The organism is Microvirga massiliensis (assembly GCF_001006805.1).
Taxonomy (GTDB): domain Bacteria; phylum Pseudomonadota; class Alphaproteobacteria; order Rhizobiales; family Beijerinckiaceae; genus Microvirga; species Microvirga massiliensis.
The window spans coordinates 440,582-452,808 of the sequence record NZ_LN811353.1; the positions used below are offsets into that span (position 1 = coordinate 440,582).

Here is a 12,227-nt window from a genome sequence, read left to right on the forward strand (position 1 = left end):
GCGAGGCGCGGGTCTTACGAGAGGACGAAGTCGGACGTCTGGAGGTCGTGGTTGCCCTTGATGCTGATCCGGAACTCGGCCGCATCGGGTCCGCCCGTGTTGCCGCTCACGACCGTGTAGTCGCCGTCCGCCCGGCTCTCGTGGGTGATCGCGAGCTGGGCCGGGCCGGAGGCCGCGCCGTTCACTAGCGTGAAGGACTGCTTGCCGGCCGCGCAGCCATTGGCATCGATCGCGCTGAGGTCGATCCGGTCGCCCGGCTGGAAGCCGAGGATCGTATCGCCGTCGGCATCGGCCGCCGAGAGGAACCGGAAGGTGTCGTTGCCGGCCCCGCCGTCGATCACGTTGACGGCCCGGCTGGCCGTGATCACGTCGTCGCCGGATCCGGTGACGATGTTCTCGATCCCCCAGAGCGTGTCGGAGCCGGTCTGGGCGCTCGTCACCGTGCCCCGGCCCAGGAAGCCGGTGCCGAGATCGGCCGTGATGGCGGCGGTGATCGCCGCCATGTCGAGCGTGTCGATCCCGGTGCCGCCGTCCAGGTCATCGCCGTAGTAGGTGTCGTTGCCGTCGCCCACCGCGGCCACGAAGACGTCATCGCCCGCCCCGCCGTAGACCGTGTCGTTGCCCCACCCGGCATCGATCAGGTCGTTGCCGTCGCCCCCGAAGATACGGTCGTGGCCCGCATCGCCGTAGAGCATGTCGGCCCCGTCCCCGCCGAGGATGTCGTCGTTGCCATCCCCGCCGAAGATGATGTCCCGGCCACCCTCGCCGCTCAGGAAGTCGTTGCCGCCGCCGCCGTGGATGACGTCCGCGCCGTCGCCGCCGATCACGCTGTCGTTGCCGTCGAGGGCCAGGATCGTCCCGCCTCGCGCGGTGGCGACCAGCACGTCATGGCCGTTCGTTCCGACGATCGTGCCGCCGGCGGAGGAACCGGGCTGCGGTGCGGGCGTGCCCGTCCCGTCGCCATCGCCGCACGAAGCATCGTCATCCCCCGAGCCGACATCGTCATCGTCGTCATCGCCGGAGCCGACATCATCGTCATCGTCGTCATCGCCCGGCTCCGCGATGTCGTCGTCATCGTTGCCGCCGATCACGTCGTCATCACCGTCCGAGCCGCCGATCCCACCATCCTCGTCGTGCACCTTGAAGATGTGCTCCGGCAGGTTGGTGAGGCCGTTGTTGCGCGCGACGATGTCCGCGAACTCCTGGCCGTCGATGAACGCCTCGTAGAAGTCGAACGCCTCGAGCCGATCCTTGTAGTAGAAGCGGTCGGCCTCCTGGAGACGGTCGAACTGCTCGTGGAGCACCACCCAGAAGGTTTGGCCCACCATGCCGCCGTTGATGTGCTTCTCGGCGAGGCCGCCCACCCACAGGTCGACGCGGTCGATGCCCTTGACGATCTTGGCGCCGTTCTCCCCGTCCAGGAGCTGGATGTCGGGATTGACCGCCACGAAGGCCGCGATCTTCTCCGGCGTGTCGAGCACCAGGTCCAGATAGGCCTGCTTGAACTGGGCGATCACCGCGTCGCTCAGGCCGTTGCGGGCCTGGAAGTCCTCCCAGGACGCATAGGCCGACAGGTTGCCCGCATAGCCCACGGCCTCCTTGACGTAGGAGTTCTGCGACGCCACGAGGTCCATGCGCACCTGGTTGAGGGTGCCGAGCCCCACGTCGCGGCCACGGGCGAGGTTGAACGAGAACAGGTCGGCATGGATGCGCACGAGATCGTTGCGCACCGCGTCGACGATGTTGAAGTCGACCTCCTCCGCCGGCTGCGTGATGATGCCGCCGAGGATCGAGTCGACCCCGAGTTGCTCGTAGCCAGGCTGCGGCGTGTAGCCCGGCGGCAGAGCCTGCGGGAAGGCCTCCGCGTCGTTCGTCGGGTTCAGGAACGCGTCGAACAGCGCGACCTGCTTCGGGTTCCCGTTCTCATCCAGCACCGTCAGGGTCTGGCCGATCAGCGAGTGCCCGAAGCGGTACACGGCCGCCGCGAACTCATGCGAGATGCCGGGATCCGCATCGGGGTTGTAGCCGCCGTGACCGTGGTCGCCGCGGCCGCGGATGCCGCCGAGCAACATGCCGGCGAACTCGTCGAACACCACCCGCTGGTACTCGGCCTCGTTGACCGCCTTGGCGGCCTCGAAGAGTTCCTTCTCGGTGCCTTGGAAACCCGCGGCCTTGAGCTGCTCCACATGATAGTTGTGGTTGCGAGCCCAGATCGTGTGCATCGAGGTCAGGGCGTAGTTCTCGTTGGCGCGCCCGTCCCCGGCCACGTAGTGGTCGAGCAGGTTCACGAAGGGGTTGGTGTCGAGCAGCAGGGCGTGGCCGCTGTTCATGAAGTTCCCGGCCAGCTTCGCGTAGACCTGCGGGTCGAATCCGCCCTCCGCGTCGATCAGGCTTCCCGTCAAGCCCTCCGAGATGGGATAGTTGGTGTAGTAGTCCCGGAAGGAGATCGAGCCATTGGGCAGCGACGGGTCGGTGAAGACCGTGTTGTTGTCCCAGTGGTGCTGGATCGCCTCGCGCAGGGTCGGGAGCAGGGCCATCGAGGGGCTGGACGGGTCCGGGGCCCCCTTGAGCAGGTAGGATGTCAGCTCCCCGTTGCCGTCGCCCTGGCGCAGGAACTGGGCGACCAGGTTGTGCGACCCGTAGGCCTGGTTCTGGTCCACGAAGGCGGTCGTCTTGTTGAGGTGCAGCGGGATGCCGTTCTCGTCGAAGCCGTGGACCTCGCCGCGGGTCAGGTCGGCCGGGTTGTCGGAACCCGGCCTCCCGGTGCCGGGACCGCCGATCTCGATCGTGCCGTTGGTGGCGTTCTTCGGGATGAAGTCGAGGCCGTGGTCGAAGTACTGGCCGAACGCCATGAAGAAGATGCTGGCGTTCTTGGCGCTCTTCGCCAGGCCCTCCTCCTGCGCCCCGAGGATGTTGGAGATCGCCCGCGGGTCGAGCCCGTCGAAGATCGGGTTGAGGTCGCGGTTGTTCGTCGCCGCGTCGTACTCGCCGTAGCGGGCCTCGGTGAGGCGGATGAACGGCGTGTCGGACGCGCCCCACGAGCCGTTGCCGCCATTGTTCTCCGCACCCGAGATGGTGCGGGCACCCAGGGCATGGTCGGCATCGTCGTCGTCCGCGAACGGCCTCCGGCCGTTGATCAGCTTCTTGAGCCCGTCGAGGTCGCGCTGGGTGTAATCGAAGGAGCCTTGCGGCCGATCATCGTCGTCGCGGCCGGGACCGTGCCCGCCGGGAATTGCGTCCTCCCCGGCCACGATCTCCGGAGTGCCGGAGTTCGCGTAGGTGATGGAGTGCGTGCCGTTCGACAGGGTCGTCGTGCCGTTGCCGTTGTCGGTCGACGTGTAGTCACCCGGCTGGCTACCGTCCGGCAGCACGATCACGTCCTGCGGGCGCAGGGTGCCCACGATGGTGTCGTTGCCGCCGTTGGAGCGGAACACGATCCGGTGCGCCGACTGGAGGGAGGTGATGTCGACGGTGTCGTCGCCGTCCGAACCCTCGACCGTAATGGTGCTGTAGTTGAGGCTGGTGGAGCTGAAGTTGCCGATCACCTGGATCGTGTCGCCGCCACTCGGACCCTGGTTCAGCCCGCCACCGTCATTGGCTGTCACGTCGAGAGTGTTGACGACGATCTCCTCGATGTTGTCGAGTTCCGCGATCACAGACTCCACCCCCCGACCGTGCGGGTGATGACGATCTCGGTGTTGGCCGCGAAGGTGGTTCCCAATGCGGTCGCCAGTCCGGCATTCTGGCCGTTGGTCACGGCATAGATGCGGAAGGTCTCGGCTTCCTCATTTCCGTTGAGCCGATAGGTATCGGTGCCCGCGCCACCGTCGACGAGATCGCGTCCGTCGGTGCTGAGCTGGATGACCGTGTCATTGCCAGCCCCGCCGTTCAGCGTGTCATTGCCGGCCCCGCCGTTCAGGGTGTCGTTGCCACCGTTCCCGTTGAGGAGGTCATTGCCGCCGTTCCCGTTGAGGAGGTCGTTGGCACCACCTCCAAGGAAGCCGTTCGTACCGTTCGCGACATCGTCGCCCTCGGTTCCATTGAAGGTGTTGCCCAGGAAAGGAATCGCGTTCCAGTTGTCACCAACGACCCCCGTCGGCTGCGAGAATACCTCCTCGAGCTTGCCGTCGCCGTCCGTGTACCGAACCCGGACGCGAAGGATGTCCCCGACCTGTCCCCCGAGCCCCAGTAGTCCCTCATTCGGCGTGAACGCGGCGCCAGTGCCGCCAAGCGCGGCGGGAATGTCGATCCAGGTCGCTCCCCCATTCTCGGATCGTTGCCACTGGTAGCTGAACGCGCCGAGGCCATCGAGGTCTTCGATGCCGCTCACGTCGACGGTCAGCCTCTGCCCTTCCCTCAATGCCGTGGGGATCACGATCACCGGCACGCCGGTCGGCGGCTCGTTGATGAACTGCCCGATCGGGATGTCGACGGTGCCGCCATTGCCGTCCGCGAAGCGCAGGATTTCGATGTTGCGCAGCGTGTCGATGCCGTCCGACTCGCGCCGCTTGCCCGTGATGGGATCGTCGATGGGATCCGAGACCGTGACGTGTTCCACCCGGACGCTGCCGTCGGCGTTGCGGCTGATCTCGTAGTTCTCCCGCACGTCCCAGTAGACCGCGATGTCGGTCCCGCTGTCGTCGTGCAGGATCTCCCTGACGATCTTGAGCTGGCCGGGGTTGATGCGGCCTTCCAGCATCCATGACGTCAGGGGTTTGGTCACGCCGCCGAGGGTGACGTTGTCCTTCATGCTGTCGACGGTGGCGATCTGAGCGCCCGTGCCGTCCTTGTTCGCCCGGATGCTGATACGCACGTTCAGCCAGGCGTTGCCGTCGATGACGTCGTTGCCCGCGCGGCCCTCGATGATGTCGCTGCCGCCGCCGCCGAGGAGGATGTTGCCGCCGACGAACGCCTTCTTCACCGTGCCCGAGCCATCGGCCCAGTACTGGACCTCCCGCAGCATGTCGGGGGTGATGATCTTGTCGAGTCCGGCGATGCGGGCGATGCCGGCCTCGTCGAGCTCGTTGTACATGAAGTTGCCCTCTGGCGTCGGGTCGGGGATCGTGTCGATCTCCTCGTCGTCGCTGGTGCGGTCGTCGCCCCTCAGGATGTCGTCGTGCTTCCAGCCGGAGAGCGCCTCGACCTGACTGAAGCGGTCGCGCAGGACCTCGAGCGGCAGGGTCGGGAAGACCGGGAAGTTCATGTCGGCATCGGCCCCGACCTTCTGGCCCTTGTGGATCACCCAGTCGAAGCCCCACATGCCGATGTTCTTCTGGATGCCCTCCCCGGCGAACATGATGTCGTCGCCCGAGTCGGCATCGTAGTCGGTGTCGCCGCGGCCGCCGTTGATGACATCGTGGCCGATGACGGTCGAGTTGAAGAAAATGTCGCCGTTGTCGCCCGCGATGTAGTCGAAGCGGCCATCGCCCTCGATCCAGTCGTCGCCCTCGTTGCCGAACAGCATGTCGGAGCCGTCGCCGCCGAGCAGGAAGTCGTCGCCGGTGCCGCCGCGCAACTCGGACCCGTCGGGACCTGCGATCAGGAAGTCGTTGCCGGAGCCGCCGAACAGCAGCGCCATGCCGCTGCCGCCGTGGATGACGTCGTTGCCGGCATCGCCCCGGAGCATGTTGACCTCGCCGATGTCGGTGCCGGCGTTGGTGATGATGTCGTCGCCGTCGCCGCCGTGGACGTTGTCGACCCCGTAGCCGGCCTCGATGCGGTCGTCGCCGTCATCGCCCCAGATCGTGTCGTCGCCATCGCCCGCGATGATCGTGTCGTTGCTCTTGGTGCCCTGGATGACGACGTGGGCAGCGCCGTTGTAGCGGATGTAGTTTTCGCCGCGCTCGACCATGTTCGAGACGGCCTCGAGCGTCGGATCCTCGTGCACGGGATCCTCCTTCCCGGTCATCCTCATCTGCTTGGCGAGATCCACGTAGAGGATGTGGTCCGGTGCCGAGAAGATGTCGGCCGGGATGGCCGTCCCGGTCTCACCGAGGTCAGTGTTGCGCAGGAACATCTTCGCGAGCGAGTTGTTCTCGAGCTCAGTGAGCAGGTTCAGGCCCTGGACGCGCGACAGGTAGTAGAAGCGGTCGGAGTCCTGGAGGTTCTCCATCTGCATCTCGAACACGAACGCGAAGGTCGAGCCGAGCATGCCGCCGAAGGACATCTTCTTCTCGGCCAGGCCGCCGACCCACAGGTCGACGTTGTCGAGGCCGCCCTTCTTGTTCGCGTAGGCCCCCCGCGCGTTCAGGAAGTCGAGCCGATCCTCCGGAGGAGCGATGGTCTTGGTCTGCTTGGCGATCGGGTCGTAGAAGGTCTCCGTGGTGCCGAAGACGAGCGCCATCGCCGCCGCGCGTTTCCCATCGATGGTCGCCTCGGCCGCGATGCTGGCGTGCGTCCCGTAGGCCGCGATGAAGTTGACGATCGAGGCCGGGGTCTTGAGATTCAGGGCGAAGTCGGCCCAGCTCTCGTAGGGCTTGAGCTGGCTGTCGCCGTTGGCCATCGCCATGAACTGCGCGCGCGCCTCGTTGAGCGTCGGCATGCCCGTGTCGCGGCCGCGGGCGATGTTGATCGCCGCGAGGTCGAGCGGGACGCCCAGCAACTGGTTGCGCAGGACGTTGGTGACGAACTCGTCGATCTCCTGGCCGACCTGGACGCTCATGCCCCGGAAGATGGCCGCCGCCGCCGCGTCGTGGGTGATCTTGCCGTTCCCGTCCACTGCGCCGAAGGCCAGCGGGTTGAGGAATGCGTCGAACAGGCTCATGTCGGCGCGGGATCCGTCGGCGTTGATCCAGTCGACGGTCTCGTTGAGCATCGAGTGCCCGAAGCGGTAGATCACGTTTGCGAACTCGGCGTAGATCGCCGGGTTCAGTTCTACGTCCGGCTGGACCATGAAGACGTCGACGTCGGGCTGGATCTTGCGCGCGAACTCCTCGAAGACGAGGTGCTGGTACTGCATCTCGGTGGTGAAGCGCGCGGCCTGGAAGATGCGTTCGCCGTCCCACGCGAGGTTCGCGATTTCCTCCGCACTGGCCGGGAACGCAGTGAGCTTGTGGTCCTTCAGCAGCCATTCGTTGAGGAAGGCGAGGTCGCCGGATGCCAGCACAACCTCCTTGACGTGCCCGGCGACGCGGTTGTGCTCGGAGTGGAAGACGTGGTGGATCGCCGACAGGCCGATGTTCTCGTTGCCGCGGCCGTCGCCCGTGATGTAGTGCGCGTCGAGCAGCTCGTTGTCGTAGGTTCCCCTTGGCTGGGCGGCATCGGGCGCCCCCGCAACATCGTCGCTGTCGGCGACCTTTAGGGTGTCGGGTATTCCATCGCGATCACTGTCATAAAGTCCCGGTGCTGCATTGTGCGCGATGTCGTCGAGGAAGGCGTGAGGCGTGCGGATCGCACCAACGAGGGTCGGATTGATCGGGCTGTCTGGCGTGCCCGAGATCACGATGTCGTCGGCCGTGTTCGGAATGCCGTCGCTTCCGAGGCCGACGATCACCTGCGCGAAGCCGGTCTCTGGATGTGGGATGAACTTGCCGTAGGGATCCGTCCGCAGGAGCGGGACCATGCCGACGTCAGCATCGGTCAGCTCGATGCCCAGCATGTTCTTCGCCTGGTCCTTCACGTCCTTCCAGGTGGCCATGCCGCGCGCGCCGTTGAGCAGATTGCCCGTCGCCATCGGCTTGCCGTCGACCATCTCGTACTCGCGCAGGAAGACCTGGTGCGAGGGATGAGAGGTGTAGGTCTGGTTCTGGTCGACCCACGGGGTGGTGACGTTGCCCGCGCCCTCGCCCGTGGTTGCGCGGGTCATGACCATGAAGTTGGTGTGCGGGCTGTTGGGGTTGTAGAGCGGGTCGTCCGGCGAGAGCGGGATGAAGACCGTGCCGCCGCCCTTCTTCACGAGGTCGAGGCCGTGGTCGAAGAACTGGCCGAAGAGGGTGAAGACGGAGTTGTACGAGGCCGAGATGCCATCGTCGGGGGCGACGTTCGGCAGGAGGATGCTCGGCCCGTCCATCTCGATGCCGTACTGGTCGAGCAGGGCGTCGAGATTGGCCCTGGCGATGGCGTAGGATGGGGTGTCCGGGTCCGTGATCCCCTTGAGGACGGTATGGGCATCCATGACGGCCTTCCGGGCAACCGTCAGCGCCTCCCCGTTCAGTCCCGCATGTTGCAGGGCGGCGGTGATAGCCGCCAGATTATTGAGCGTCTGGTCGACGATGAGGTTCGAGATCAGACGCGGGTCGGCATCGACCACATTGCCGTTCTGGCCGTAGTCGTTGTTGGTCGGATAGCCGTAACCGGCGGGCATGCTGCCGCTGCCCTCATGCTCCGATCCGCTGGTCAGTCGAGGGAACGGCTGGCCTGAGGAGCCCCAGTGCTCGCGCCCCTCGCCGTAGTTGTTGTAGCTGCCGTCGACCGTGCGCAGGCCGTGCGGCAGGAGCGGGCTGTCGACCAGCTCACCCATGGGTGCGCCGGCCGCATGCGCCTCGGCGATCTTGATCTGCGCTAGGATGAAATCCAGGTCGTGCTTGACGAGTTGAACCATAATGTCGCTCCCCTGCGCAACGGTGCGCTGTTGACCAGAACTGCTCTTCCTCTCCGTGAGCCTCGGCCGATGACGCGGGTCTTTGCGTCCGGTGTTAGTCGGTCCTGACCACGGCGAGCCCGCATGAACGGGCAAATTCGGCGTATAGAATGCGTTAAAAATTTGCCGGTTATAACCGCGGATGGTCTGACGAATTCATAGAATGGAAGTCTGATCCGGCCTGCGCCAAAGCCGGGTGCCCATCCTGGACTATGGTCCAGTGATGACTGGGACTATGTGCCCTGGCCGAAACCGTCTCTGGTCGGTAACAGTGCCCCCAAGGGAGGGGCACACAAACGAGATGTCAGCGGGGGAAATATCGGACAGGAGTAGGGACCCGCGCGCTTGGAGTCTCTCCAGACAATTTGCGCTGACGGGCGGGGTCGTCATGCTGGTGGCAATGACGCTCGCGGGCCTGTTCACGTCACGGGTCGTGTCCAGGGTGACGATTGAGAGCACAGCCGCGGCGACGGCTTTGTTCATGGAAAGCTTCCTGTCGCCACTCGTCCAGGAACTGACAACCAATGATTCCCTTCCTGCCGAGAAGGCAGCCGCTCTCGATCACTTGCTCAGTGGAGAGGCTTTCCAGGTCAGATTTCCTCATGTCGAAGTCTGGAAGGAGGGCGGCCTCATCGTCTACTCCGGAACACCACAACTGATCGGCAGGAGATTCCCGGAGCCGGACGGATTGGTTGCCGCATTGTCCGGCACGGTTTCGGCGCAGTACACCGACCTCGAGGCCAAAGAGCATGTGGAGCGCGCCTTCGACGACGAATTCCTCGAGGTGTATGTCCCGATCCGGGAGGATCTTTCAGGGCGCATCATCGCCGCGGCGGAAATCCACGAGGTCACGGGCCCACTGAAGGAAAAGCTCTTTTACGTACAGCTGCAGAGCTGGCTCGCGACGGCGGCCCTGTCTGGCCTGCTGATGCTGAGCCTGTTCGGCATCGTCTATCGTGGCAACCGGATCATCAACGAGCAGCAGGCCGCTCTCCGTCGCCGCATGGAGGAGATCAGGGAAGTCTCAGAGCAGAACCGGTTGCTAAAAGAGAAGGCGCAGCGCGCCTCCAGCCGCATCTCCGAGATGAACGAGAGCTACCTGCGGCATGTCGGAGCGGAACTGCACGATGGCCCCGCCCAGCTCATTGGCCTCGCGGCGCTGAAAGTGGAGCATGTGCGCCGGGCCAAGACCGGCGAAAAGCAGGAACAGGAATTGAGGGCGATGGCCTCGGCGCTCGCCAACGCCCTGAGCGAGATCCGCACCATCTCCAAAGGTTTGATGCTTCCGGACATCGAGCGTCTTCCACTTGACGAGGTGGTCGATCGGGTGGTTCGCGTTCACGAGCAGCGTACGCGAACCAAGGTCACGGTGGACTTCAGATGCCCGGATCAACCTTTGTCGCATGCGATCAAGATCTGCGTGTATCGTTTCGTGCAGGAAGGCCTCAACAATGCGTTCCGCCATGCCGGCGGCGAGGGGCAGACGGTGACGTGCCTGTTCAAGGACTCGGTCCTGATCGTCATCGTTCAGGACAGTGGCCGGACAGGCGAGGGCGCTCGGGTGGATCTTGAGGCTGGTCTGGGGCTGACCGGATTGCGCGAAAGGGTTGAAAGCCTCGGAGGAGCGTTCCGCATCCATCGATCCGAGAGTGAAGGAACGAGAATTGAGATGAACCTCGCGGTGACGGGATAAAGACGGAATGGCTGCGCAGATTTCGGTTGTCGTCGTCGACGATCATCCTCTGTTTCGGGCCGGGGTCATACAGACTCTGGCTCTCGACGACGAGATTCAGGTCGCAGGCGAAGGAGGATCAGGGGCCGAAGCGTTGACGCTGGCCAGGGAACATGGCCCCGATATCGTTCTTTTGGACATCTCCATGCCGGGGGACGGAATCGAGACAGCGCGGGAGCTTTCCAGGCTCGCAAAGGCTCCAAGAGTCGTGATGCTGACGGTATCCGAGAGCGACGACGATATCATGCGCGCCTTGGAAGCCGGCGCAGTCGGCTATGTCCTGAAGGGGATCGGGGCGTCGGACCTGATCGGTGCCATCAAGAGCGTGGCGGCCGGCGAGTCATTCGTCTCGCCCAATCTTACGTTGCGCCTGCTGACGAGCGTCAAACAACGAACAACCAAGGGAGCCCTGTCGGCCTTGACGAAGCAGGAAGAGCGCACGCTACGACTCGTGGCGATGGGGCTGAGCAACCGTGAGGTCGGCGAGCGGCTCGGCATTCTCGAAAAGACGGTCAAGTATCATATGTCGAACATCATGGAGAAGCTGAAGGTCCGAAACCGGGTCGAGGCGACTCTGATCGCCCGGCAGGTCTGGGGGGAACTCACGGAGGAGGCCCCAACCTGAGACACGACTCGGATTCGCTCAGGCGCCATTCCGATTCAGTGCAGGCGGCACGCACAGCCCATCACGGCACACCCTGTCTTTGCGAGCCAGTCATCCAGCCCATGACGGACCCACAGCGTCCTTGCGAGCCGCAGGCGAAGCAATCTACCCGTCGACGGATGCGCACCTGGATTGCTTCGCTCCGCTCGCAATGACGAAGAGGGCGTGAAGAGCACTTCAGGAAGCAGAAAGAAGCGCCGGATCCACTGCCGTCATTGCGAACGAAGTGAAGCAATCCGGAGTCCGTTGCGCTCGCGATAACGAGACGAGCACGCGCCACTGACGGATGCAGCATTCCCTTGCCTTACCCGAGCGATCAGGGACGCAATGCGCTTTCCGGCAGGTTGCGCTGCGTTTCGATCACGTCCGCGACCGTGGGAAGGCTTGCTTCGTTGCCGAGATGCTGAATCGAATAAGCGGATGCGGCACGGGCGAAGGTGAAGTGCTCCCGCCAGGTCCGCTCGGGATGCGCAAGGGCGGAATAGACGTAGGCGCCGTGAAAGATGTCGCCGGCGCCGTTCGTGTCGATGACCTTTTCGGGTGGCACGGCAAGAGCCGGCAGCACGCCTTCGACGCCGGTTTCGTCGTACCACACTATCCCGTGCTCGCCGAGGGTGACGGCGCCGACACGACAGCCCCGAGTCTTCAGGTAACCGAGCATGTCGCGAGGCGTCATGTTCATCTGCTCGCAGAGCCGTTCCGCGACGACAGCGACGTCGATGAAGCCGAGAAGCTCGTGCGTGTTGGCGCGCAGGCCGCCACCGTCGAGCGAGGTCAGGATTCCGGCTTCGCGACAGAGCTTCGCGTAATGGATCGCCGCGTCCGGCTGATGGCCATCGAGGTGGAGCGCACGGCAGCCCGTCAGCGTGAGCGGCGGAACCGGGTGCAGGTAATGGTCGTCACGGCAGCGCACGATGGCGCGCTTGCCGCCATGCGGCATGATGAAGGACAGTGAGGACTCGGCGACCTTGCGGTGGTGAACGGAGATTCCGTATTTCGCCGCCATGTCGATGAACATGCGTCCGAGCCAGTCATCCGCGACCGGTGCGAGCAAATCCGGCGCGATGCCGAGCTTCGCGCAGGCGAAGGCTGCTGTGACAGCGTTCCCCCCGAACGAAATCGCGTAATCCCGCGCGACCGCCTTGTCGTCGCCGGTCGGGATTTCGTCCGCCAGGAAGGTGACGTCGATATAGGTCTGGCCGATGAAGAGTGCTTCCATGTCCACGTATCCGGCTGCCGATGATCCGTGCTGG

3 protein-coding genes and 1 pseudogene are annotated in these 12,227 nt (G+C 64.6%); 2 read left to right on the top strand and 2 right to left on the bottom strand.

The window, feature by feature from the left end; all coding sequences use genetic code 11:
* Positions 1–14 precede the first annotated feature (14 nt).
* Positions 15–8,539, bottom strand: a pseudogene (locus BN1233_RS51085) (peroxidase family protein).
* A gap of 427 nt (positions 8,540–8,966) precedes the next feature.
* Here BN1233_RS51085 and BN1233_RS14640 point away from each other — a divergent pair.
* Both BN1233_RS14640 and BN1233_RS14645 read left to right on the top strand, forming a co-directional pair.
* A complete protein-coding gene (locus BN1233_RS14640; RefSeq protein WP_048709195.1) occupies positions 8,967–10,271 on the top strand; it encodes a sensor histidine kinase in 1,305 nt (434 codons plus the stop codon).
* 7 nt (positions 10,272–10,278) lie between these two features.
* A complete protein-coding gene (locus BN1233_RS14645) occupies positions 10,279–10,935 on the top strand; it encodes a response regulator (protein ID WP_046864292.1) in 657 nt (218 codons plus the stop codon).
* A 355-nt stretch (positions 10,936–11,290) separates the two neighbouring features.
* Here BN1233_RS14645 and BN1233_RS14650 read toward each other — a convergent pair whose 3' ends face one another.
* Positions 11,291–12,193: a sugar kinase gene (locus tag BN1233_RS14650; RefSeq protein ID WP_046864293.1), complete on the bottom strand. Its 903-nt coding sequence runs from the start codon at positions 12,191–12,193 to the stop codon at positions 11,291–11,293.
* Positions 12,194–12,227 lie beyond the last annotated feature (34 nt).